The sequence below is a fragment of the Streptomyces sp. BV286 genome (assembly GCF_019090165.1).
Taxonomy (GTDB): domain Bacteria; phylum Actinomycetota; class Actinomycetes; order Streptomycetales; family Streptomycetaceae; genus Streptomyces.
Genome location: NZ_JAHRIB010000024.1, coordinates 84,221 through 108,142, shown reverse-complemented (window position 1 = coordinate 108,142; position 23,922 = coordinate 84,221). Strand labels below are relative to the sequence as shown.

At 72.5% G+C, this 23,922-nt stretch carries 19 protein-coding genes; 17 read left to right on the top strand and 2 right to left on the bottom strand.

Annotated elements, in window-relative coordinates; all coding sequences use genetic code 11:
• The first annotated feature begins 79 nt into the window (after positions 1–79).
• From ggt to KUF83_RS03130, 10 genes are all read left to right on the top strand, one after another.
• Positions 80–1,891, top strand: coding sequence for a gamma-glutamyltransferase (gene ggt / locus KUF83_RS03175; RefSeq protein WP_217452963.1), 1,812 nt, complete (start codon positions 80–82; stop codon positions 1,889–1,891).
• Between the two features lie 190 nt (positions 1,892–2,081).
• Positions 2,082–2,333, top strand: coding sequence for a helix-turn-helix domain-containing protein (locus KUF83_RS03170; RefSeq protein ID WP_217452962.1), 252 nt, complete (start codon positions 2,082–2,084; stop codon positions 2,331–2,333).
• A gap of 161 nt (positions 2,334–2,494) precedes the next feature.
• On the top strand, positions 2,495–4,603 hold the full coding sequence (locus KUF83_RS03165) for a hypothetical protein (protein WP_217452961.1): 2,109 nt from the start codon (positions 2,495–2,497) through the stop codon (positions 4,601–4,603).
• Between the two features lie 293 nt (positions 4,604–4,896).
• Complete coding sequence (locus KUF83_RS03160; protein ID WP_217452960.1) at positions 4,897–5,739, top strand: nitrilase-related carbon-nitrogen hydrolase; 843 nt, start codon at positions 4,897–4,899, stop codon at positions 5,737–5,739.
• Complete coding sequence (locus KUF83_RS03155) at positions 5,736–7,022, top strand: aspartate aminotransferase family protein (protein ID WP_217452959.1); 1,287 nt, start codon at positions 5,736–5,738, stop codon at positions 7,020–7,022. The genes KUF83_RS03160 and KUF83_RS03155 overlap by 4 nt, the downstream gene beginning before the upstream one ends.
• Positions 7,023–7,093: 71 nt before the next feature.
• Positions 7,094–8,668, top strand: a complete 1,575-nt coding sequence (locus KUF83_RS03150) for a PucR family transcriptional regulator (protein WP_217452958.1) — start codon at positions 7,094–7,096, stop codon at positions 8,666–8,668.
• A gap of 180 nt (positions 8,669–8,848) precedes the next feature.
• Positions 8,849–9,691, top strand: coding sequence for a nitrilase-related carbon-nitrogen hydrolase (locus tag KUF83_RS03145; RefSeq protein WP_217452957.1), 843 nt, complete (start codon positions 8,849–8,851; stop codon positions 9,689–9,691).
• A 127-nt stretch (positions 9,692–9,818) separates the two neighbouring features.
• Positions 9,819–11,222, top strand: coding sequence for a dihydropyrimidinase (gene hydA, locus KUF83_RS03140; RefSeq protein ID WP_217452956.1), 1,404 nt, complete (start codon positions 9,819–9,821; stop codon positions 11,220–11,222).
• An 11-nt stretch (positions 11,223–11,233) separates the two neighbouring features.
• Positions 11,234–12,253: a TIGR03842 family LLM class F420-dependent oxidoreductase gene (locus KUF83_RS03135; protein ID WP_217452955.1), complete on the top strand. Its 1,020-nt coding sequence runs from the start codon at positions 11,234–11,236 to the stop codon at positions 12,251–12,253.
• Positions 12,254–12,490: 237 nt separating this feature from the next.
• Positions 12,491–14,059 (top strand): NCS1 family nucleobase:cation symporter-1, encoded by a 1,569-nt coding sequence (locus KUF83_RS03130; protein ID WP_217452954.1) that lies wholly within the window; start codon positions 12,491–12,493, stop codon positions 14,057–14,059.
• Between the two features lie 28 nt (positions 14,060–14,087).
• Here KUF83_RS03130 and KUF83_RS03125 read toward each other — a convergent pair whose 3' ends face one another.
• Positions 14,088–14,750 carry a hypothetical protein gene (locus KUF83_RS03125; RefSeq protein WP_217453026.1) on the bottom strand — a complete coding sequence of 221 codons (663 nt, stop codon included), beginning with the start codon at positions 14,748–14,750 and terminating at the stop codon, positions 14,088–14,090.
• A 126-nt stretch (positions 14,751–14,876) separates the two neighbouring features.
• Positions 14,877–15,932 (bottom strand): carboxymuconolactone decarboxylase family protein, encoded by a 1,056-nt coding sequence (locus KUF83_RS03120; protein ID WP_217452953.1) that lies wholly within the window; start codon positions 15,930–15,932, stop codon positions 14,877–14,879.
• A gap of 167 nt (positions 15,933–16,099) precedes the next feature.
• Between KUF83_RS03120 and KUF83_RS03115 the strand changes: the two genes are divergently transcribed.
• The 7 genes from KUF83_RS03115 (at position 16,100) to KUF83_RS03085 (ending at position 23,783) form a co-directional block, all read left to right on the top strand.
• A complete protein-coding gene (locus KUF83_RS03115) occupies positions 16,100–17,200 on the top strand; it encodes a sensor histidine kinase (protein ID WP_217452952.1) in 1,101 nt (366 codons plus the stop codon).
• Positions 17,197–17,865, top strand: coding sequence for a response regulator transcription factor (locus KUF83_RS03110; RefSeq protein WP_217452951.1), 669 nt, complete (start codon positions 17,197–17,199; stop codon positions 17,863–17,865). Before KUF83_RS03115 ends, KUF83_RS03110 begins: the two co-directional genes overlap by 4 nt.
• A 146-nt stretch (positions 17,866–18,011) precedes the next feature.
• Complete coding sequence (locus KUF83_RS42520) at positions 18,012–18,656, top strand: DUF4232 domain-containing protein (RefSeq protein WP_217452950.1); 645 nt, start codon at positions 18,012–18,014, stop codon at positions 18,654–18,656.
• 93 nt (positions 18,657–18,749) lie between these two features.
• Entirely contained in the window at positions 18,750–20,717 is a 1,968-nt protein-coding gene (locus KUF83_RS03100) for a gamma-glutamyltransferase (RefSeq protein WP_308402895.1), read from the top strand.
• A gap of 206 nt (positions 20,718–20,923) precedes the next feature.
• Positions 20,924–21,769: an inositol monophosphatase family protein gene (locus KUF83_RS03095; protein ID WP_217452949.1), complete on the top strand. Its 846-nt coding sequence runs from the start codon at positions 20,924–20,926 to the stop codon at positions 21,767–21,769.
• A gap of 89 nt (positions 21,770–21,858) precedes the next feature.
• Complete coding sequence (locus KUF83_RS03090; RefSeq protein ID WP_217452948.1) at positions 21,859–23,277, top strand: NAD(P)/FAD-dependent oxidoreductase; 1,419 nt, start codon at positions 21,859–21,861, stop codon at positions 23,275–23,277.
• Positions 23,274–23,783 carry an O-acetyl-ADP-ribose deacetylase gene (locus KUF83_RS03085; protein WP_217452947.1) on the top strand — a complete coding sequence of 170 codons (510 nt, stop codon included), beginning with the start codon at positions 23,274–23,276 and terminating at the stop codon, positions 23,781–23,783. Before KUF83_RS03090 ends, KUF83_RS03085 begins: the two co-directional genes overlap by 4 nt.
• The last annotated feature ends 139 nt before the right edge of the window (positions 23,784–23,922 follow it).

Genomic DNA, 23,922 nt, shown 5'->3' with positions numbered 1-23,922 from the left:
CACCGGTGTTCGAGAGGGTCCTGACGCGGTCATGGCTACGGGGTTACGCTGCGCGGACGGTCGCTGACTGGAGGTACTGATGGGGCGCTCGGCCGCGCGCAGACTTGCTGTACTGGCGGTTTCGGCCGCTGTGGTGTCGGTGGGGGCGGCGCCGCCACCGTCGGGAGCCGCCGGGGGCACCCCCGGACCGGCGGAGAAGGTCCCGGTCGCCGTCGGATACGGCGGGGCCGTCTCCAGTGTCGACGCGGACGCCTCGGCGGCCGGAATCGAGATCCTCCGCAAGGGCGGCAACGCGGTGGACGCGGCCGTCGCCACCGCGGCGGCCCTCGGCGTCACCGAGCCCTATTCGTCGGGCATCGGCGGAGGCGGCTACTTCGTCTACTACAACGCCAAGTCCCGTACGGTGCACACGATCGACGGACGCGAGACCGCGCCCCTGACGGCCGACTCGGGGCTCTTCCTCGAGAACGGCCAACCGATCCCGTTCGCGGACGCCGTGACCAGCGGCCTGGGTGTGGGCACACCCGGCACGCCCGCCACCTGGCAGACGGCACTGGACAGTTGGGGCAGCAAGCGGCTCGGGTCGCTGCTGAAGCCCGCGGAGCGGCTCGCGCGGGACGGCTTCACCGTCGACGCCACGTTCCGCTCGCAGACCGCGTCCAACGAGGCGCGGTTCAGGAACTTCCCCGACACGGCCGAGCTGTTCCTGCCGGGCGGCGCGCTGCCGGTGGTCGGCTCGACGTTCAAGAACCCCGATCTGGCCCGCACGTACCAGGAGTTGGGCCGGGGCGGCGCGGGCGCGCTGTACCGCGGCGAACTCGCCGAGGACATCGTCGACACGGTGAACAAGCCGCCGGTCGACCCGGCTTCGGGATACGACGCCCGCCCGGGCGACCTGTCGCTGAAGGACCTCGCGAAGTACCGGGCGAAGCGGCAGGCGCCCACGAAGACCTCGTACCGCGGTCTGGGCGTCTACTCCATCGCGCCGTCCTCCTCCGGTGGCACGACCGTCGGCGAAGCCCTCAACATCCTTGAGAACACCGACCTTTCGAAGGCCTCGGACGACCGGTACCTGCACCGCTTCATCGAGGCCAGCCGGATCGCCTTCGCGGACCGGGGGCGCTGGGTGGGCGACCCCGCCTTCGAGGACGTACCGACGAAGGAACTGCTCTCGCAGAAGTACGCCGACTCGCGCGAGTGCCTGATCAAGGACGACGCGGTGCTCACGAGCCCGCTCGCGCCGGGCGACCCCCGCAACCCGGCGGCCTGCGCGGCCGGCGGCAAGGCCGCGCCGACGACGTACGAGGGCGAGAACACCACCCATCTGACGGCGGCCGACAAGTGGGGCAACGTCGTCGCGTACACCCTCACCATCGAGCAGACCGGCGGCAGCGGGATCACCGTCCCGAACCGCGGGTTCATCCTCAACAACGAGCTGACCGACTTCTCCTTCGCGCCGGCGAGCCCGGCCGTGCACGACCCCAACCTGCCCGGGCCCGGCAAGCGTCCGCGCTCGTCGATCTCGCCGACGATCGTGCTCGACCGCCACGCCCGGCCCGTGGTGGCGCTGGGCTCGCCCGGCGGCGCGACCATCGTCACGACGGTCCTCCAGACGCTGACCGGTTTCCTCGACCGGGGCCTCCCGCTCGTCGACGCGATCGCCGCGCCGCGCGCCAGTCAGCGGAACCAGACGACCACCGAGCTCGAACCGGGCCTGTGGAACAGCCCGTTGCGGAGCCGGCTGGAAGCGCTCGGGCACGGATTCCGGCAGAACCCGGAGATCGGAGCGGCGACGGGCGTCCAGCGCCTGCCGAACGGCAAGTGGCTGGCGGCCGCGGAGACCGTGCGCAGGGGTGGCGGCTCGGCCATGGTGGTACGGCCGGCGCCGTAGCCGTGGGCGGTTCGTCGCGCAGTTCCCCGCGCCCCCGGGGGTGGGGCGCGGGGACTGTTCGTACGTGCCGGCCGGCTCGGGCTTGTCGCGCGGTTCCTCGCGCCCCTGAGCGGGGCGTGCCAATTGACATACCGGTCGGCGGGCCGTCGGTACCTGTTCGAGGGGCCGTGGGCGGTATTAGAGTGACGGCATGGTGCGAACCCCGCTGACCCCCGAAGAGCACGAACGCGGCGAGCGGCTCGGGCGGCTGCTGCGCGAGGCCAGAGGCCGTCGCAGCATGGCGGAGGTCGCCATGAGCGCCGGCCTCTCGGCGGAGACCCTCCGCAAGATCGAGACCGGGCGCGCCCCGACCCCGGCCTTCTTCACGGTCGCGGCGCTGGCGCGCGCACTGGGGCTCTCGATGGACGAGATCGCCGGCAGCTGTGCTCTCGCCGCCGTGTGACGCGCGAGGTGACGGCGCGTCATCATCTGCCGTCTCACGTCACGTTCCGGGTGGGTAACCGCACTCTGCGTCCAGGTCGAAAACTCGTTGTAGCGCTTCCGTAACACGAATGGTGTTTTCTACCGGACCGGAGTACTCCAGTCTGGCGTGGGGTGAAGGCAATGGCGGTGGAACAACTCCCGGGCCAGGTGCGGGAGTTCGCGAGGTATTTCGGTGGCCTGCTGTCCCGGCTCGACCAGGGCGGCGGCTGGTGCGGTGTGTTCTGGCAGCGTGACCCCGAGGGGATGCGGGCCTGCCTGGACGGCTGGGAGGTGCCGCCCTGGGACGTCGTACAGGCCGTCCTCCAGGACCTCGCCGCCCGGTACGGTGACCGGGCGGCCGAGCAGGAGGCCGAGCGGGCCCGGACGCTGCACGACGCCTCCCTCGCCGCGTACGACGGACGGCCCGGCGGCCGTGACGCCCTCGGCGACCGGCTCGATGTCATGCTGCGCGAACAGCGCTACGCCGCCGAACGGCTCTCGGAGCTCGGCCGGGCGCTCCACGCGGCCACCTCCCAGGCGGAGGCCGACTCCCTGCGCCTCGATCTTGCCTGGGCCCGTGACGACCACGACCGCGCGACGGCCCGCTGCGCCGAACTCCACTCCCGCATGGGCGAGTTGGACCAGCGGACCAAGTACGGGTACGCGCAGGGGGCCCGTACGGGTTCATCCGGCGGTGGCGAGGGACAGGACCGTGGCGAAGGCCAGAACCGCGGTGACGGCCAGAACCGCGGTGACGGCCAGGGTCCAGGGCCCGGCGAGGGTGTCTTCTGGGTTGATGAGCCCAGGGACGGGCGTCGCGGTCACGACAGCCCTGGCGGTCCTGGTGGCCCTGGTGATCAGGGCGGGCGCGACAGCCGTGACCGGCGCCGTGACGGTCTCGACGGACACGGTGGTGGTGACGCGCGCCGCGGTGGTTCCGAGGGTCCCGGCGCGCGCAGCGCCAGCGGCGAGGGCGGAGGTCCCGGACACGACGGCCGTGACGGTCTTGGCGGACACGGTGACCGTGACGGGCGCCGCAGCGGCTTCGAGGGCCCCGGCGGGCGCGGCGATTTCGGTGCGGGCGGGGAGCGCGGCGGTGACGGGCGTGGGGGCGCCGGCAGCCACAGCGGTCGTGACGACGCCGCACGCGGTGGCCGTGACGGTCCCGGCGGGCACGACGGCGAGGGGTACGGCGGCCTCGGTGGACGCACGGCCCACGGCGTGGCCGGCATCCGGGACGACGTCGGCGAGGCTGACGGCGGCGGATCCGCCCGGTCGACCGCCCCGCGCGCAGGCGCGCAGCGGCCGGCGCCGGACGAGGACGACTGGCCGGACCTGTGGCGCGACGCCTCCGCCGAGCGGGCCGCCCGGCAGGGCGCCGGACCCGCACCCGGCACCGTCCCCACCCACGACCCTGCCGCTTCGCACGGCACGGCGACGTCGGTGCCCGCGCCCGGCCGCCCGCCGGCCGAGGCGGCACCCGCCGAAGCCGCCGAGCCCCCCGCTCCCAAGCAACGCTCCAAGCGCCGCGCCCGAGGTGGTGCCCGGGGCGGCGCGCGAGGAGGCGCCCGCTTCGCCGGCATGACGGAGGAGGAGGCCGGCGGCGCCGCTCCCGCCATGCCCGTGCCGCCCGCCGCCGAGCGCACCCTGCGGGGAGCCCGCTTCGCGCGCGGCTCCGAGGAGGCCGAGCCGCCGAAGCCGCGGCGCGAGCCGCTCGACGACGAGGCGCGGCGGACCACGGTCGAGACGGTCGGGCGGCTCGTGCGGCTGCGGAGCGAGGGCCACAGCGGTGAGGCGCACGCCCTGCTGGTCGAGGCCGCGTACTGGCCCGCGGCCCGCTTCCCGCTCCTCGCCGCCGAACTGCACCGCGCCGGGCTGGGCGCCGACTGGGCCACCCTCCTGTGGGAGGCGGCCTCCCTGCCCGCCGACCGGCTGGTCGCCGCGGCCGACGCGCTCGCGGCGGCCGGGCGCACGGACGACGGTCAGCAGATGCTGCGCCAGGGCGTCGTGCGCCCCGCCCCCGAGATAGGTGACGCCGTCCTGGGCCTCGTCGAGGGGGACCGGCACCGCGAGGTCCGCGCCCTGCTGGACGCGTACGTCCGCATCCGGACCCCCGAAGAAGCCGTCCGCAGTGTCGAGGCGGCCCCGCAGGTCCTCGCCCCGCTCCTCCTGGACGCGGCCCGCCATGTCTCGGAGCAGCGCTACTGGGACCTGGTCCACGCCCTCCGGGTGGCGGGCTACACGGCCTGAGGCGATCCACACCGGGGAAGGCCGCTGCCGGTGTGACGCTCCGGCGCTCCGGCCCGCCTGTCCAGCCAGGGGCGCGGGGCGGTTTCGCGCGCCCCCGCCGAACCGCCCCCACGCACCGCGGGGCGCCCCCGCCGACGCGTCGGGGCTCACCCACAGGGGTAGGAAACATGATCGACTCCGCCGGTTAACGACGATGGTCTTGCCCAGCGCAGCGCCGCGGCTTACTTTCAGGGCTCTACGCCCCGTGTCTACGGGCGTAGAGGCTCTCTGACGTCACGTCGAAGGAGCAGCTCATGGCCAACGTCGTACGCGCCGCTCTGGTCCAGGCCACCTGGACCGGCGACACCGCATCCATGGTCGCCAAGCACGAGGAGCACGCCCGCGAGGCGGCCCGTCAGGGCGCGAAGATCATCGGATTCCAGGAGGTCTTCAACGCCCCCTATTTCTGCCAGGTCCAGGAGCCGGAGCACTACCGCTGGGCGGAGCCGGTACCGGACGGCCCGACCGTCACCCGTATGCGGGAGCTCGCGCGCGAGACCGGCATGGTCGTCGTGGTCCCGGTGTTCGAGGTCGAACAGTCCGGCTTCTACTACAACACCGCCGCGGTCATCGACGCCGACGGCACCTACCTCGGCAAGTACCGCAAGCACCACATCCCCCAGGTCAAGGGCTTCTGGGAGAAGTACTACTTCAAGCCGGGCAACCTCGGCTGGCCCGTCTTCGACACCGCGGTCGGCAAGGTCGGCGTCTACATCTGCTACGACCGCCACTTCCCGGAGGGCTGGCGCCAGCTCGGCCTGAACGGCGCGCAGATCGTCTACAACCCGTCGGCGACCTCCCGCGGCCTGTCCGCCCACCTGTGGCAGCTGGAGCAGCCGGCCGCCGCCGTCGCCAACGAGTACTTCGTCGCCGCGATCAACCGTGTCGGCGAGGAGGAGTACGGGGACAACGACTTCTACGGGACGTCGTACTTCGTCGACCCGCGAGGTCAGTTCGTCGGCGAGCGGGCGAGCGACAAGGGCGAGGAACTCGTCGTCCGCGACCTCGACTTCGACCTGATCGAGGAGGTCCGCCGGCAGTGGGCCTTCTACCGGGACCGCCGCCCCGACGCGTACGAAGGACTGGTCCAGCCGTGAGCAACGAACTCCACCAGCGCCATCAGGCCGTCCTGCCCGACTGGCTGGCCCTCTACTACGCCGACCCCGTCGAGCTCACCCACGGCGAGGGCCGCCACGTCTGGGACGCCGGGGGCAACAAGTACCTCGACTTCTTCGGCGGCATCCTCACCACGATGACCGCGCACGCCCTGCCCGAGGTGACGAAGGCCGTCAGTGAGCAGGCAGGCCGGATCAACCACTCCTCCACGCTCTACCTGAACCGGCCGATGGTCGACCTGGCCGAGCGGATCGCCAAGCTGTCGGGCATCCCGGACGCGCGCGTGTTCTTCACGACCTCGGGCACCGAGGCCAACGACACCGCACTGATGCTGGCCACCGCGTACCGCCGCAGCAACCAGATCCTGGCGATGCGCAACAGCTACCACGGCCGCTCGTTCAGCGCGGTCGGCATCACCGGCAACAAGGGCTGGTCCCCGACCAGCCTCTCGCCCCTCCAGACGCTGTACGTGCACGGCGGGGTCCGCACCCGAGGACCGTTCGCCGACCTCGACGACGCCGGCTTCGTCGCGGCCTGCGTCGCCGACCTGGAGGACCTGCTCGGGCATGTCCGCCCGCCCGCGGCCCTGATCGCCGAGCCCGTGCAGGGCGTCGGCGGCTTCACCTCACCGCCCGACGGCCTGTACGCGGCGTTCCGTGAGGTCCTCCAGGAGCACGGCATCCTGTGGATCGCCGACGAGGTGCAGACCGGCTGGGGCAGGACCGGCGACAACTTCTGGGGCTGGCAGGCACACGGCCAAAACGGCCCGCCGGACATCCTCACCTTCGCGAAGGGCATCGGGAACGGCATGTCCATCGGCGGGGTCGTGGCCCGCGCCGAGATCATGAACTGCCTGGACTCCAACTCCATCTCCACCTTCGGCGGCACCCAGGTCACGATGGCCGCGGGCCTCGCCAACCTCACGTACCTCCTCGAACACGACCTCCAGGGCAACGCCCGCAGGGTCGGCGGACTCCTCATCGAGCGGCTGCGGGCCATCACCGCCCAACTGCCGGGCGTACGGGAGGTCCGGGGCCGGGGCCTCATGATCGGCGTCGAACTGGTCCGGCCCGGTACGGACCGGGCCGACCCGGACGCGGCCGCCGCCGTACTCGAAGCGGCCCGTGAGGAAGGCCTGTTGATCGGCAAGGGCGGCGGTCACAGCACCAGCGTCCTGCGCATCGCCCCGCCGCTGTCGCTCACCGTCGCCGAGGCCGAGGAGGGCGCCGGGATCCTGGAGCGCGCTCTGCGGAGCAGGCTCTGAGGGAGCGCGGGCTCCGACGGGGCGTCCCCTCCGAGGAGCGTTCAGCAACGCAAGATTGAAGGTTCGCCGCCATGACCACCGCCTTGGAACCCGCCCTGTCCGTCCGGCAGGTCCTCGCCCTGGAGCGGGTGCTCGCCGGGGAGCCCGAGGTGGTGGCCGGCGCGGGCCAGCTCGACCGGCCCGTGCGCTGGGTGCACGTCGCCGAGGCCGCCGACGTCGGTGTGATGCTCAGCGGCGGCGAGATGGTCCTCACCACCGGCGTGCTCCTCGCGGGCGACCCGGAGGCCCAGGCCGAGTACATCCGCTCGCTGCACCGCGCGGAGGCCGCGGCCGTCGTCCTCGGACTCGGCCGGGCCTTCCCCGCGCCGCCCGAGGTGATGCGCCGGGCGGCCGAGCGCTGCGGGCTGCCCATGGTGGTCCTGCACCGCCCGTTCCCCTTCGCCGAACTCACCGAAGAGGTGCAATCGCGCCTTGTCCGACGAAAGTTCGCGGCCGTCAGCCTCTCGGAGGCCGTACGGACGGCGCTGACCGGACTGATCACGGCGGGCGCTCCGCTGCAGCGGATGCTCGACGAGATCGCGGGTCACAGCGCCTGCCCGGTGGTGGTCACCAACCTCGCCCACCGCGTCCTCGCCACGGCGGGGGAGCGGTCCGCTGTCGACGACGTCCTGCGCGACTGGGAGCGCATCGCACGGCAGGCCGGCGCGAGCGAGGGCGACGGCTGGGTCCGCGCCGAGCTGGGCGGGCGCGGTGAGCGCTGGGGCCGCATCGTGCTGTGCGGCTACCGCGGCGACGCCGCCACCGGGCGGCTGCTCGCCGACCGCGCCGCCGAGGCCCTGGTCCTGCACCGCATGCTCGGCGGCCCCGCGCCCTCCTGGGAGGAGCAGTCCGCGCAGAGCCTGCTCACCGACCTGGTCTCCGGAGTCGTCCCGGCCCGGCAACTGCTGCCCCGGGCCCGCGCGGCCGGACTGCCCGTCAACCGCCGGACGTTCGTACCCCTGGCCGTACGAGGCGCCGACGCGGCCCGACTCGACCGCGTGCTGCGCCTGTTGGGGCTGCCCGGACTGGTCGCCGAACTGGCGGACGGGGTCACCGCCGTACTGCTGAGCCTCGCCAGGGACCAGGACGCCGAAGCCCTCGCCGCGCACTTCGCCGCCCGGCTGCGTACGGAACCGGGGGACGGCCGGACGGAGGCGGGCCAGGCCGTGGTCGCCGCCGCGGACGCCCGGACCGACTGGGACGACGTGCCCGTGGGGATGCGCGAGGCCCGGCACGTGGCCGACGCCGTCGCCGAGAGCCCGACCGACCTCGACCTGCCGGCCGTGGTGCGGCTGAAGGACGTACACCTGCGCGGGCTGGTCCGGCTGCTGCGGGACGACCCGCACGTCCAGTCCTTCGCGGAACGTGAACTGGACGGGCTGCTGTGCGGCGCCGACGCCGAGTCGGAGCTGCTGCCGGTGCTGCGCACGTATCTCGCCACGGGCCGCAACAAGTCGCGCACCGCGCAGCTCCACCATGTCTCCCGGCCCGCCCTCTACCGGCGGCTGGAGGCCATAGAGGCGCGGCTCAGCGTCGACCTCGACGACTTCGAACAGGCCGCGTCCGTACACATCGCCCTCCTCGCGCACGACGCGCAACAGAGCTGAGACCGAAGGCGCGCAACAGGACCGCAACACCCGAAGACCTGGGAAAACGGTGGTGAAACATGGGGCCGCGCAAGGGTGACACCGTGGAACGCCATGCGCCCGCAGACGTGACACGCTGCAACTCAAACCGGCTCGCCGGCCTTCCTAAGCTCGCCGCACACCGAGTGACCGGAGGTCCCGATGAGCAGAGTGATCCGCGCCGCCGTCTTCCAGACCGCATGGACGGGCGACAAGGAATCGATGATCCAGGTCCACGAGCAGGCGGCCCGCGACGCGGCCGCGCAGGGTGCTCAGGTCCTGTGCTTCCAGGAACTGTTCTACGGGCCCTACTTCTGCCAGGTCCAGGACAAGGCGTTCTACGAGTACGCCGAGCAGATCCCCGAGGGCCCGATCGTGCGGCGCTTCCAGGCGCTGGCGAAGGAGCTGGGCATCGTCCTCGTACTGCCCATGTACGAGGAGGAGCAGCCCGGCGTCCTCTACAACACCGCGGCGGTGATCGACGCCGACGGCTCGTACCTCGGCAAGTACCGCAAGCACCACATCCCGCAGGTCGAGGGCTTCTGGGAGAAGTTCTACTTCCGTCCCGGCAACGCCGGCTGGCCGGTCTTCGACACCGCCGTCGGCAAAATCGGCGTCTACATCTGCTACGACCGGCACTTCCCGGAGGGCTGGCGCGCCCTCGGTCTCGCCGGAGCCGAGATCGTCTTCAACCCGTCCGCCACCTCGCGCGGACTGTCCTCCTACCTCTGGCAGTTGGAGCAGCCCGCGGCGGCGGTCGCCAACGAGTACTTCGTGGGTGCCATCAACCGCGTGGGCGTCGAGGAGCTGGGCCCCAACGACTTCTACGGGACCTCGTACTTCGTGGACCCCGAAGCCCAGTTCGCCGGAGAGGTGGCGAGCGACAAGGAGACCGAACTCGTCGTCCGCGACCTGGACATGGCCAAGCTGCGGACCGTGCGCGACCGCTGGCAGTTCTACCGCGACCGCCGCCCGGACGCGTACGAGCCGCTGACGGCCCCCTGACCGGGGCCCTGTCGGGGTTACCGGTGCCCGTGCCCCGTCAGGGGCACGGGGAACGGCGCGACCAGCCACGAACCACCCGTACGTTCCGACCGCCCTCCACCGGGGTGCCCACGACAGGAGAGGGAACATGAGCAGCCGAACCGTCATCCGCGGTGGCCTCGTCATCACCGCGTCCGACGAACTGCACGCGGACGTCCTCGTCGAGGACGGCCGCATCGCCGCCCTCGCCGCAGCCGGCACGTCCGCCGCCGAGTCCTGGACGGCCGAGCGGACCATCGACGCCACCGGGAAGTACGTGATTCCGGGCGGCGTCGACGCACACACCCACATGGAGCTGCCGTTCGGCGGCACCTTCGCCTCCGACTCCTTCGAGACCGGCACCAGGGCCGCGGCCTGGGGCGGTACCACCACGATCATCGACTTCGCCGTCCAGAGCGTGGGCCGCTCGCTGCGCGAGGGCCTCGACGCCTGGAACGCCAAGGCCGACGGCAAGTGCGCCATCGACTACGGCTTCCACATGATCGTCTCCGACGTGAACCAGGACACGCTCAAGGAGATGGACCTGCTGGTCGGGGAGGGTGTCACCTCCTTCAAGCAGTTCATGGCCTACCCCGGCGTCTTCTACAGCGACGACGGCCAGATTTTGCGCGCCATGCAGCGCTCCGCCGAGAACGGCGGCCTGATCATGATGCACGCGGAGAACGGCATCGCGATCGACGTCCTGGTGGAACAGGCGCTCGCCCGGGGCGAGACCGACCCCAGGTACCACGGCGAAGTCCGCAAGGCCCTCCTCGAAGCCGAGGCCACCCACCGCGCCATCAAGCTCGCGCAGGTCGCCGGAGCGCCGCTGTACGTCGTCCACGTCTCGGCGCAGGAGGCCGTCGCCGAGCTGGCCCGGGCACGCGACGAGGGCCTGAACGTCTTCGGCGAGACCTGCCCGCAGTACCTGTTCCTGTCCACGGACAACCTCGCGGAACCGGACTTCGAGGGCGCGAAGTACGTGTGCTCGACACCGCTGCGGCCCAGGGAGCACCAGGCCGCCCTGTGGCGAGGGCTGCGCACGAACGACCTCCAGGTGGTCTCCACCGACCACTGCCCCTTCTGCTTCGTGGGCCAGAAGGACCTCGGCCGGGGCGACTTCTCGAAGATCCCCAACGGTCTGCCGGGCGTCGAGAACCGCATGGACCTGCTCCACCAGGCCGTCGTCGACGGACACATCTCGCGCCGCCGCTGGATCGAGATCGCCTGCGCCACCCCGGCCCGGATGTTCGGCCTGTACCCGAAGAAGGGGACGATCGCGCCGGGCGCCGACGCGGACGTCGTCATCTACGACCCGCACGCCGAACAGATCATGTCCGCCGAGACCCACCACATGAACGTCGACTACTCGGCGTACGAGGGCAGGCGCACCACCGGCCGCGTCGAGACGGTTCTGTCGCGGGGCGAACTCGTCATCAATGAGCGGGAGTTCACCGGACGCGCCGGACACGGCGTCTACACCCCCCGCTCCACCTGTCAGTACCTGAACTAGGAGTGGCGCAGATGGACTTCGGACTCGTCCTGCAGACCGACCCCCCTGCCTCCCGCGTCATCAGCCTGATGAAGCGGGCCGAGCGCAACGGCTTCACGTACGGCTGGACCTTCGACTCCGCCGTGCTCTGGCAGGAGCCGTTCGTCATCTACAGCCAGATCCTCTCCAACACCACGAAGCTGACGGTCGGCCCGATGGTCACCAACCCGGGCACCCGCACCTGGGAGGTCACCGCCTCGACCTTCGCCACGCTCAACGACATGTTCGGCAACCGCACCGTCTGCGGCATCGGACGCGGTGACTCCGCGATGCGGGTGGCCGGCCGTAAACCCAACACCCTCGCGCGGATCAGCGAGGCCATGAAGGTGATCCGTGCGCTCGGCCGGGGTGAGGAGGCCGATCTCGGCGGCACGGTCGTCAGGTTCCCGTGGATCAGGCCGGGCGCCGAACTCCCGGTGTGGATGGCCGCGTACGGCCCGAAGGCCCTGAAGATGACCGGTGAGGAGGCCGACGGCTTCATCCTCCAGCTGGCCGACCTGTACCTCACCGAGTACATGGTCAAGGCCGTGAAGACCGCGGCGGCCGAGGCCGGACGCGACCCGGACGACGTCAAGATCTGTGTCGCGGCCCCCGCCTACGTCACCGAGGACGACTCGCCCGAGGCACTCGCCCACGCACGTGAGCAGTGCCGCTGGTTCGGCGGCATGGTCGGCAACCACGTGGCCGACCTCGTCTCCAAGTACGGCGAGCACTCCGCCGCCGTCCCCGACGAACTCACCGAGTACATCAAGTCCCGCGAGGGCTACGACTACTCCCACCACGGACGCAGCGGAAACCCCGACACGCAGTTCGTGCCCGACGAGATCGTCGATCGGTTCTGCCTGATCGGCACGGCCGAGCAGCACATCGCGAAACTGAACGCCCTTCGCGCGCTGGGCGTCGACCAGTTCGCCCTGTACGACATGCATGACGCCCAAGAGGCGGTCATCGAGGCGTACGGATCGACGGTCATTCCCGCCGTCAACGGTTGACGGCCTGCCCCGACGGCCTGCCCCGACGGGCTCGACGACCTCATCGGTCGACGACCGGTCCGGCCCTCGACGGCCGGACCGTCCGTCAACCGGTGACGGTCCCCGCTTCCTTCGGCCGACCCGCTCCCTCCACACAAGTCGTCCCCTTCCCACCTCCCCGGGAAGGGGACCGCACCACCTCCCCCACGGCGCCACCCGCACGGCCTTTCCCGTCCCACCTCATCGATTGGCCTGCCCATGACCGAAACCGTCCCCACGGGGCCGCCGATATCCCAGTCCGCCGACGCAGACGGCCGGATCGAGCTCAGCCCCGGGGCCTTCCCCTCCGACAGTCCCTTCGCCAACGAGGACCTGCGTCCCGTCCCGCTCTCCGAGCGCAAGTGGACGACGTACAACTTCGCGGCGCTGTGGATCTCCATGGCCCACTGCATTCCCAGCTGGACCCTCGCCTCGGGCCTGGTGGCCCTCGGCATGGACTGGAAGCAGGCCGTCTTCACCATCGCGCTGGCCAACATCATCGTGCTGCTGCCGATGCTGGCCACCGGTCACGCGGGGCCCAAGTACGGCATCCCGTTCCCCGTCCTCGCCCGCGCCTCGTTCGGTCTTCGCGGAGCCAACATCCCGGCGCTGATCCGCGCCGCCGTGGCCTGCGGCTGGTTCGGCATCCAGACCTGGATCGGCGGCAGCGGCATCTTCGTCCTGGGCTCCAAGCTGACCGGCGGCGAATGGGAGAACGCGGGGAGGATCGCGGGTCACCCATGGCCCCTGTGGCTCTGCTTCCTGCTGTTCTGGGCGCTGCAGATCGCCATCATCTACCGCGGTATGGACTTCCTCCGGCACTTCGAGAACTGGGCCGCTCCCGTCGTGATCATCGGCGCGTTCGTGCTGCTGATCTGGATCGCGGTCAAGGCCGACGGCTTCGGCGCGTTGCTCTCCCAGCCCTCGAAGCTCGGCTGGGGAGCGGACTTCTGGCCGGTCTTCTTCCCCTCCCTGATGGGCATGATCGGATTCTGGGCGACCCTGTCGCTCAACATCCCCGACTTCACCCGCTTCGGCGCCAGCCAGAAGGCACAGACCTGGGGACAGACCCTCGGCCTGCCCACCACGATGACCCTCTTCGCGATCCTCGCCGTGCTGGTCACCTCCGGCTCCGAGGTCGTCTACGGCGAGGCGGTCTGGGACCCGGTCGCCCTCGCGGCCAAGACGGACAACGCCTTCGGTCTGCTCTTCGCGCTGTTCATCGTGCTGATCGCCACGGTCTCCGTGAACATCGCGGCGAACGTGGTCTCACCCGCCTACGACCTGTCCAACCTCGCGCCGAAGTTCATCAACTTCCGCACGGGCGCGCTGATCACGGGCGTCATCGGCATCCTGATCTTCCCGTGGAAGCTGATCTCCACCCCCGAGTTCTACATCTTCACCTGGCTCGGCGTGGTCGGAGGACTGCTCGGCACGGTCGCGGGCATCCTGATCGCCGACTACTGGATCATCCGCCGTACGGTCCTGCACCTCGCCGACCTGTACACACCCGGCGGACGCTACTGGTACACGAACGGCTGGAACTGGCGGGCGGTGCTGGCCTTCGCGGTCGGCGGTGTCCTGGCCGTCGGCGGCTCGTACTCGAACGTCGACGCCGAGGGGGCGAAGCTCGGCCCGTTCCCGGTCGACGGACTCATCCCGTTCCTCAAGCCGCTCGCGGACTACGGGTGGGCGGTCGGCCTCGCCTCGTCGCTCGTCCTGTACGTCGCGCTGATGGCACCACTGGCACGGGCCGAACGGGAGGAGCCCGCGGGCAGGACCGGCTGACGGCCGCCGGCCGCGCCGGAGGTCCGCTCTACTGAGCGGCCTCCAGCGCGGCCATCCCCTCCTTGGCGGCCTTGATGGCGCCCTTGTTGATCTCGTCCGTGGCGGGCGCCTTCTTCGACTCGAAGTCACTGCCGTTGTACGTGACGACCACCAGGGCGTTGGACGCGCGGACGATCACCATGCCCTCGCGCGTCTGCTGCTTGTCGGCGGTGGTGAGGTTCACCACCGAATAGGCCTCGTCCCCGACCCCGGGGACCACACCGCCGCCGCTCTTCTCCGTCGTGCGCTGCTTGTAGGCGGCCAGGGCGGTCTGGTCGGACTTCTTGATCTCGTACGAGATGTCGAGCCAGCGGTAGTCGAAGCCCTTGAGCGCGTTCCAGGAACAGGTGCGGCGCAGCGACTCGTCGGTCGAGGGGATCTCCTTGCCTGCCGACTTGGCGCCGGGCACCAGCGAGGACACCGTCTTCTTCGTCACGCCCTCGCAGGGCGCCGGAGAGGCGCGGTACGTGCGGCTCGCCGCCGCGGTCGACGGCGCCGACGGTGAAACCCCGCCGTCGGGAGCCGCCTTGTTCTCCGCGGCCGGAGTCGCGGCGAGCGGCCCGGACGACAGCGCCCAGCCGGCCGCGGCGAGCACGACGACCGGCGACAGACGCGCGGTGAGAGCGAGAGGAAGAGAACGCACGGCGCACATTTCGTGGGGGACGGTGCGGAGGAGTCCGCACAGCGGACGGGACGCCAGTGTCACATGCGTGGCTGTGGGGCGAAAGGGCGAACTCGCTCCGTGCCCGCGCGGTGACAGGGACTCGGTCCCAAGGACTCACTTCCGGCGGCCGGGGACGCCCCGCGGTACGGCGGCGTCCAGGGGCAGCGCCCGCTCGATGCGGTCCACGGCGGCGAACGCGCCGTACGCGACCAGCTGGACCAGACAGTGGTCCGTGTACGGCGGCCGCTTCCAGGCGGCCACGTCCTCGTCGGTGATCCGGTACGGGGCCAGCGCGGCCAGCATCGCCAGCCGCGCCCCGGGCCGGTCCGCCCGGTCCGGCAGGGCGTCCCACACCAGCGGCTGATGCGTACCGTCCCAGGCCGCGACGGTGTCCTGTACGAGGGTCCGGTCGGCCTCGGTCAGCAGCCCGGCGCCGGCCGTGGCCGCCGCCCGCAGGGCCGCGTAGGCCGGCCCGACCGTCGTCCCGGCCGCCCAGGACGGGCCCGGACCCGCGTCACCTTCGAGCAGGGCGAGGCTCGTGCCCGGGACGAGGCGCCTGCGCAGGGTCTTCGCCACGGAACGGCCGACGAGGCTGCGGACCGGCCTGAACCGCTGGACGTTGCCCGGCAGCAGGTTCTCGGTCAGCAGGGCCGAGACGATCCGGTTGATGAAATGGAAGGACAGGGCGGTCCCCACGTACGCGGCGGTGTGACCGGCGAAGAACGGCAGCGGGGTGAGGTCCGCACTGCCCGGGACCCGGGTCGCCTCGCCCCAGGCGAGCATGCGCGCCTGCACCTCCTTCTCCGGGCTCTCGCCGCGGGCCAGGCGCTCCGCGAGCGCGTGGTCGCCGGTGGCGTGCAGCAGGACGGTGTGCGCGTCCACGCAGAACGGGCACCTGTTGGCTCGGGACACTCCGAGGGCGGCCAGCTCCTTGCCGGTGCGGCTGCCGTCGCCCGCGAGCAGCGACTCCCGCATCAAGGCCCAGGCGGCGGCGAGCAGTTCGGGCGCGGAGGACAGGACGACGAAGGTGGCGGCGCCGTCGATGCCGAAGTCCTCCGCGATCTGGCGGTGGATCTCGGCGGTGCGGCCCGTGGCCGACCTGGGCGGCAGGGGCTCGGTGTAGCGGAACGGCGCGGTCGTGAACGGCGTGGTCAGGATGGGTGGCGTCATGAGCAGAACCCTGGCTTCCCGGGGCGCCGTCACGCGTCGTACGGCCGGAGGCAGTCGGGGGTGCGCCGACGCGACCGGCCCGTGCGTCCCACTACTGCGGCGGGAGTAGTCCCGGGCCCGTCCACAGGGCTGACGCCCTTGTCGGCACGGCGGTCTACGGTACGGACATGAGCGCGGACCAGGTCACTCTCAAGCGGCTCGCCGACGTGGCACTGGCCGTCGTGATCGGCGCCCTCGTGGTGTCCGCGGCGGCCTTCGACGACGACACCACGGCGGTCGACGTCGCGCTGATCGTGACCGGCTCGCTCGCGCTGTGCGCCTACCGTGCGGCGCCCCGCGCGGTGCTCGCCGTCACCACGGCGGCCCTGACCGTCCATGTGCTGCACGCCGGCCCCGGCCCGGTGTCCGCCCTCCCCGTGGTGGCCGCCGTCCACACCGCGGCGCAGGCGGGGCACCGGGCCGTGGGCGCGGCCGCGAGTGCGGTGTTCCTGGGCGCGTACCTCGCGGCGGGTCCCCTGTCGCAGGGCACCGTCGAGCGGACCGCACTGCTGGCCGGCTGGTTCCTGTGCGCCGTCGTGACCGGTCTCGCCGGGCGGAACTGGCAGGCGTACCTGCGCCAGACGGAGCAGCGCGCCCTGGAGGCCGAGCGCACCCGCGAGGAGGCGGCGCTGCGCCGGGCCGGTGAGGAACGCCTGCGCATCGCCCGCGAGTTGCACGATTCCCTGACCCACAGCATCTCCATCGTCAAGCTCCAGGCGGGCGTCGCCGTCCACCTCGCCCGCAAGCGCGGCGAGGAGATACCCCCGGCCCTGCTCGCCATCCAGGAGGCCGGCGGGGAGGCCATGCGCGAACTGCGCGCCACCCTTGAGGTGTTGCGCACCGACGAGCCGACCGGCACCCCGGCCCTGCTCGTGGAACGGGCCCGGGCGGCGGGCCTCGCCGTCGCCCTGACCGTGACGGGCCGCGAGCGCCCGCTGGCGGCGACCGTGGACCGCGCCGCCTACCGCATCGTCCAGGAAGCACTCACGAACGCCGCACGGCACGCGGGGTCGGCCAAGGTCGCGGTCGAACTCGCGTACGGGGAAGGGGAGCTGACGATTCGCGTCGATGACGACGGCGCCGCCGAACCGTCCCGCCCGCCCGCCGAGGGCATCGGCCTCACCGGTATGCGCGAGCGGGTCACGGCGCTCGGCGGCACCCTGCACGCCGCGCCCCGCGCGGAAGGCGGCTTCTCGGTACGGGCCGGCCTGCCGCTGGAGCACGTGTGATCCGGGTCGCGCTCATCGACGACCAGGCCCTCATGCGGGCCGGGTTCCGGGCCCTCCTGGAGGCCGAGGACGGCATCGAGGTGGTCGGTGAGGCCGCCGACGGTGAGCAGGGCGTGGCGCTGGTGCGCGCCCAGATGCCGGACATCGCCCTGGTCGACGTCCAGATGCCGGTGATGACGGGCATCGAGGCGACCCGCCGCATCGCCGCCGACCCGCGGCTGTCCGGCGTCCGCGTGGTGATGCTGACCAACTACGGCCTCGACGAGTACGTCTTCGAGGCGCTGCGGGCCGGTGCCAGCGGCTTCCTACTCAAGGACACCGAGCCGGCCGACCTGCTGCAGGCCATCGAGGTCGTCACACGCGGCGAGGCCCTGCTGTCGCCGTCCGTCACCCGCACGCTGATCGGCGAGTTCGTCTCCCGGCCGCCGGACCGGGCGAAGGCGCCGGGGCTTGAGTGCCTGACCCGCCGCGAGCGCGAGGTCACCGCGCTCGCCGCCCGTGGCCTCACCAACGAGGAGATCGCCGCCCACATGGTCATCAGCCCCTTCACCGCCAAGACCCACATCAGCCGTGCGATGACCAAGCTCGGCGCCCGTGACCGTGCCCAACTGGTCGTGTTCGCCTACGAGTCGGGACTGGTCACGGCGCGCGGGCAGGCGGAGTGACGGAATCCGGGACGACGGAAGACGGAGGGACGGCGGACGGAGGAATGACGGACGGAGGGACGGCAGGCGGCCGGGCCGGGCGACGGCCCGAGGAACCCGAGAAGGGGCGAGGGACGACCCCGGAGGTTCCGTGTGATGATCGGCGCGTGATCGCGACACGCCCTGGACCGTTGCGCAGCGCCGCCCTCGTCTGCCTGCTGACGCTGACCGCGAGCGGCTGCGGGCTCTCCGCCGAACTGGACCGTGAGAGCAACCCCGAACGGGACCCCACCCCGACGCCGACCCTGACGGTGGAGCCGCCTCCGCGCCCGTCCGCGCCCCCGTCCGCGGCCCCCGAGCCGTCTCCGGCCGTCTCCGGCCTGCAGGGGCAGGACTGCCCGGCGTCCGGTCTGCGCTTCCACGCCGACCAGGGCGACGGAGCCATGGGGCTGCGTGCCATGGGCCTCGACGTCACCAACTGCGGCAGCAAGCCCTACGAGTTGAACGGCTATCCGGCCGTCACCGTCCTCGACTCTACGGGCGAGCCCATCGCCGGCGTTCGGACCGCCCAGGGCACGGACGAGGTGTCCATGGCACCGGAGGACCCCGGACCCCGGCCGCTGACCCTCGAACCGGGTGAGTCGGCGCACGCGAGCCTGTACTGGCGCATGCACAACCAGGACGGCGTGTACCTCCGCGTCGCCCCGGAGAAGGGGGACGACACCGTGACCGTACGGCCCCCGTACCCGCTCGACATCGGTCCGGAGAACATCCTGGGGACGACGGCCTGGCGGCCCTCGGAGTCCCGGTAGCGCAGGCCTGCGTACCATCGCCGGACGCCCGGCCAGCAGTCCTCAGGCCCGCCCCGTAGTCCTACGGCCCGCCCCGCAGCGAGGAGTTCGCCCGTGTTCACGACCCGACCCACGCTCCAGGGCACCTTCGGGATGGTGTCCTCCACGCACTGGCTCGCCTCGCAGTCGGCGATGGCCGTGCTGGAGGACGGCGGCAACGCGTTCGACGCCGCCGTGGCCGCCGGTTTCGTCCTGCACGTCGTCGAACCGCACCTCAACGGGCCCGCCGGTGAGGTACCGGTCATCGTCGCCCCGGCGGGCGGGGAGGTACGGGTGCTGTGCGGACAGGGTGTGGCGCCGGCCGGCGCCACGATCGCCCACTACCGGGCGCTGGGACTGGACCTCGTCCCCGGCACCGGGCCCCTCGCGGCCGCCGTGCCCGGCGCCTTCGACGCGTGGATGCTGCTCCTGCGCGACCACGGCACGAAGTCCCTGGCGGACGTACTGAAGTACGCCGTCGGATACGCCGAGGACGGGCACGCGCCCGTGGAGCGCGTCGCCGAGACCGTCGAGACGGTCCGGGCACTCTTCGAGACCGAGTGGACGTCCTCGGCCGAGGTGTACCTGCCGGGCGGCCGGCCCCCGCAACCGGGAGAGCTGTTCCGCAATCCCGCGCTGGCCGCGACCTGGCGGCGGCTCCTCGCGGAGGCGGCACACGCGGGCGACGACCGGATCGCGCAGATCGAGGAGGCGCGGCGGATCTGGCGCGAGGGCTTCATCGCGGAGGCCCTGGTGCGCCAGGCGGGGCGCCCCACGACGGACACCAGCGGGAAGCGGCACACGGGCACGCTGACGGCGGCCGACCTGGCCGGCTGGTCGGCGTCGTACGAGGCCCCTGCCAGGTACGACTGGCGGGGCTGGACCCTGTGCAAGGCGGGCCCCTGGAGCCAGGGCCCGGTGTTCCTCCAGCAGCTGGCCCTGCTGCCGCCGGAGCTGCCGCGGTACGGCTCCGCCGAGTACGTGCACCTGCTGGTCGAGGGCTGCAAGCTCGCGATGGCCGACCGGGAGGCCTGGTACGGCGACGCGGGGGAGGTGCCCCTGGAGGAGCTGCTGTCGGCGCGCTACAACGCCGGGCGGCGGGCGCTGATCGGCGAGAAGGCCTCCCGCGAGCTACGGCCGGGAAGCCCGGGCGGACGGCCTCCGCGGCTCAGCGAGCACGCGCGCAAGGTGGCCTCGGGAGAGACCGGCGCCGAGGAATCCGGGGTGCCCGGGTCGGGGGAGCCGACGGTGGCGCGGGCGGGCGGCGCGGCGGGGAACGGGTATCCCGGGACGCCTCACGGCACAGGTACGGAGGGCGCGGCCGTGGACGGGGGCCGGGACGGCGAGGGAGGACCGGTCGGCGAGGGAGGACCGGCCGCCACCGGGCGGACGGCACCTCCGGTGCCCGGTGAGCCGGACGTCTCGGCGGACGGCGGCACCCGGGGCGACACCTGCCACCTCGACATCGTCGACCGCTGGGGCAACATGGTCGCGGCCACGCCCAGCGGCGGCTGGCTGCAGTCCAACCCGGTCGTTCCCGAGCTGGGCTTCCCGCTCGGCACACGCCTCCAGATGGCCTGGCTGGAGGAGGGCCTGCCCAACTCCCTCACGCCGGGCCGCCGTCCCCGTACGACGCTCACGCCGTCGCTCGCCCTGCGGGACGGGGTTCCCGTCATGGCGTTCGGCACGCCCGGCGGTGACCAGCAGGACCAGTGGCAGCTGCACTTCTTCCTGGCCGTCGCCCTGCGCGCCGAGGTACGCGGCGGACCGGACCTCCAGGGCGCGATCGACGCCCCGAACTGGCACAACGACAGCTTCCCCGGCTCCTTCCACCCGCGCGGGATGGGCCCCGCCAGCGTGACCGTCGAGTCCCGCACGGACCCCGGGGTCGTCGGGGAGCTGCGCCGCCGCGGTCACGACGTCCAGGTCGGCGACGCCTGGTCCGAGGGGCGGCTGTGCGCGGTGGCGAGGGACCCGCGGACCGGTGTGCTGTCGGCGGCCGCGAATCCGCGCGGGATGCAGGGGTACGCCGTCGGACGCTGACCTGCCGGGCCGGGCCGGCCCGGTGAGTCAGCGCCCGGCTCGGCCCGGCGCAACCCACCGCGCAGAAGCCGCGGGCGGCCCGCCCGCGAAGGCCCCCCGAACCGGGCGAACGCCGCTGGGCTGCGCACTCCCGTTGTTCATGGTGATTCCACCCGTGATGCACCCTCCCGGCGGGGATTGTCAGTGGCGCGTGCTCTCATGGAGGCATGATCGAGCACATGGAAACCATCGACGAGTTTCTCGCCCACCGCACCGCCGACGTCGAGGAGGCCGTCCGCCGGGCGGCCGCCGCCGAGATCATGCCGCGCTTCCGGCAGCTCGCGGCGCACGAGGTGGACCAGAAGAGCGGCCCGCACGACCTGGTCACGGACGCCGACCGAAAGGCCGAGGAGTATCTCACCGAGGTGCTCGTCAAGATGCTGCCCGGGTCGGTGGTGGTAGGGGAGGAAGCGGTCCACGCCAACCCGGCGACGTACGAGGCGCTCCAGGGCGAAGCGCCCGTCTGGATCGTCGACCCGGTCGACGGCACGCGCCAGTTCGTCCACGGCGACCCCGGCTTCTGCACGCTGGTCGCGCTCGCCCGGGGCGGGGTCCTGCTGGCGTCCTGGACGTACGCCCCGGTCCGTGACCAGCTCGCCGTCGCCGTCCGGGGCCGCGGCGCCCTGCTCGACGGCGAACCGCTCCGGGCCGGCGCACCCACCCCCGGCCGCGCCCTCGAAGTCGCCACGTCCCACCCCGACTACACGACGGACGACCAGAAGCGCGCGCTGCTGGGCCTGCGCACGGAGGGTGTCAGCCCGCGGCCCTGCGGTTCGGCCGGGCTGGAGTACCTCGCCGTGGCCCGCGGCAAGCTGGACGCGACGGCGTTCTCCTGGGAGGCCGCCTGGGACCACGCTGCGGGACTCCTGCTCGTCGAGGAGGCGGGTGGCGCGCACCTGACGCTCGCGGGAGAGCCGTTCCGCATAACCGGCGGCAACACCCTTCCCTTCACGGCGGCGCGGGACGCGGCCACGGCCCGCCGGGTGGTGGGACTGCTGTCGGACGGCGTCTGATCCGGGGCGGCGCGGGGCCGGGACGGGGCCGCCGGAGGCCCGGCATATCCTGACCCCCAGTGGCCATCGGCTGACAAAGGAGTCCGAAGGTGCCGTCGATGCTCGATGCCGTCGTGGTGGGTGCGGGACCGAACGGACTGACGGCTGCCGTGGAGCTGGCCCGCCGAGGCTTCTCCGTGGCCGTCTTCGAAGCGCGCGACACCGTCGGCGGAGGCGCGCGCACCGAGGAGCTGACCCTGCCCGGCTTCCGGCACGACCCGTGCTCGGCCGCGCATCCCCTGGGCGCCGGCTCACCCGCCTTCCGGGCGATGCCCCTCGGGCGGTACGGCCTGGAGTGGCTCCAGCCCGAACTGCCCATGGCCCACCCCTTCCTGGACGGCACGGCGGCCGTGCTGTCGCGGTCCGTGGCCGAGACGGCGGCCTCGTTCGGGCCACGCGACGCGGGCACGTACCGCAGGCTCGTCGAGCCCTTCCTCCCGCAGTGGGACACGCTCGTACGGGACTTCATGTCCCTGCCGCTCAGCGCGCTGCCGCGCGATCCGGTCACCCTCGCCCGCTTCGGCCTGGTCGGACTGCCGCCCTCGACCTGGCTGATGCGCAGGTTCCGCGACGAGCGGGCCAAGGCGCTGTTCGCCGGGCTCGTCGCGCACGTCATGTCCCCGCTCGACGGCCTCGCCACCGGCGCCGTCGGCCTCGTCTTCGCACTGGCCGCGCACACCCGGGGCTGGCCCGTCGCCCGCGGCGGATCCCAGGCGATCTCCGACGCGCTCGCCGCGTACCTCAAGGACCTGGGCGGCACCGTCCACACCGACTACGAGGTCAAGCGCCTCGACGACCTGCCTCCCGCGCGCGCGTACGTCTTCGACACCTCGCCCACCGCGCTGAGCCGGATCGCGGGCTTCGGGCGCTACTACGAGCGGTACCGGTACGGGTCGGGCGTCTTCAAGGTCGACTACGCCCTCGACGGGCCGGTGCCGTGGACCGCGAAGGAGCCCCGCACGGCCGGCACGGTGCAGGTCGGCGCGGACAGCGCCGAGATCCGGGGCGCCCTGCGCGCGGCCTCCCGCGAGGGCCGGGCCCCGGACGCACCGTTCCTGATCACCGTGCAGCCCAGTGTCGTCGACCCGTCCCGGGCGCCGGACGGCAAGCACGTGTTCTGGGCGTACGGCCATGTCCCGAACGGCTGGAACGGCGACCTCACGGACGCGATCGAGCGCCAACTGGAGCGGTTCGCGCCCGGCTTCCGCGACCGCGTCCTCGCCCGGGCCACGGCGGGCCCACCCGAACTCGCCGCCCGCAACGCGAACTACGTGGGCGGTGACATCGGCTGCGGCGCCGCCTCCGGCCTGCAACTGCTGCTGCGCCCCAAGCTGTCGCTGTTCCCGTACGGCACCCCGCACCCGGCGATCTACATCTGCTCCTCGGCCACGCCGCCGGGCCCGGGCGTGCACGGCATGTCCGGGCACAACGCCGCCAAGGCCGTGTGGAAGAGGCTGCGCCAGACATGACCGCAGTCGAGCTCGTCCTGGGTGACATCACGCGGCAGAGCGTGGACGCGATCGTCAACGCCGCGAACTCCTCCCTGCTCGGCGGTGGAGGCGTGGACGGAGCCATCCACCGGCGCGGCGGCCCCGAGATCCTCGCCGAGTGCCGCAGGCTCCGCGCCGCCCAGTACGGCAAGGGCCTCCGGACCGGCCAGGCCGTCGCCACCACCGCCGGAAAGCTGGACGCGCGGTGGGTGATCCACACCGTCGGTCCCGTCTTCAGCCGCAGCGAGGACCGGTCCGGGCTGCTGGCCTCCTGCTACCGGGAGTCGCTGCGTGTCGCCGGCGAACTGGGCGCGCGGACCGTCGCGTTCCCGGCCGTCTCCGCGGGCATCTACGGATGGCCGATGGACGACGCCGCCCGTATCGCGGTCCGGACGGTGCGGGACACGGAGACGGCGGTGGCCGAGGTCAGGTTCGTCCTCTTCGACGAGCAGGCGTACGAGGCGTTCGCCGCGCAGGTGCGCTGACCGGACCGGGAGAGCCCCGCGGGCGAGGCCCGGGGCGGGTGCCCCGTGCCTGCCGGTCCGGACGGCCCGCACCCACGCTCCGGACGCCCTGCACCCACGCTCCGGATATCCCGCGCCCCACCGGTTCCGGTACCCCCCC

Coding starts and splice junctions, on each gene's coding strand:
- KUF83_RS03115 (WP_217452952.1), top strand. CDS start 16,100: ATGAGCGCGGACCAGGTCACTCTCAAGCGGCTCGCCGACGTGGCACTG.
- hydA (WP_217452956.1), top strand. CDS start 9,819: ATGAGCAGCCGAACCGTCATCCGCGGTGGCCTCGTCATCACCGCGTCC.
- ggt (WP_217452963.1), top strand. CDS start 80: ATGGGGCGCTCGGCCGCGCGCAGACTTGCTGTACTGGCGGTTTCGGCC.
- KUF83_RS03130 (WP_217452954.1), top strand. CDS start 12,491: ATGACCGAAACCGTCCCCACGGGGCCGCCGATATCCCAGTCCGCCGAC.
- KUF83_RS03120 (WP_217452953.1), bottom strand. CDS start 15,932: ATGACGCCACCCATCCTGACCACGCCGTTCACGACCGCGCCGTTCCGC.
- KUF83_RS03150 (WP_217452958.1), top strand. CDS start 7,094: ATGACCACCGCCTTGGAACCCGCCCTGTCCGTCCGGCAGGTCCTCGCC.
- KUF83_RS03095 (WP_217452949.1), top strand. CDS start 20,924: ATGATCGAGCACATGGAAACCATCGACGAGTTTCTCGCCCACCGCACC.
- KUF83_RS03085 (WP_217452947.1), top strand. CDS start 23,274: ATGACCGCAGTCGAGCTCGTCCTGGGTGACATCACGCGGCAGAGCGTG.
- KUF83_RS03135 (WP_217452955.1), top strand. CDS start 11,234: ATGGACTTCGGACTCGTCCTGCAGACCGACCCCCCTGCCTCCCGCGTC.
- KUF83_RS03125 (WP_217453026.1), bottom strand. CDS start 14,750: ATGTGCGCCGTGCGTTCTCTTCCTCTCGCTCTCACCGCGCGTCTGTCG.
- KUF83_RS03160 (WP_217452960.1), top strand. CDS start 4,897: ATGGCCAACGTCGTACGCGCCGCTCTGGTCCAGGCCACCTGGACCGGC.
- KUF83_RS03145 (WP_217452957.1), top strand. CDS start 8,849: ATGAGCAGAGTGATCCGCGCCGCCGTCTTCCAGACCGCATGGACGGGC.
- KUF83_RS03165 (WP_217452961.1), top strand. CDS start 2,495: ATGGCGGTGGAACAACTCCCGGGCCAGGTGCGGGAGTTCGCGAGGTAT.
- KUF83_RS03170 (WP_217452962.1), top strand. CDS start 2,082: ATGGTGCGAACCCCGCTGACCCCCGAAGAGCACGAACGCGGCGAGCGG.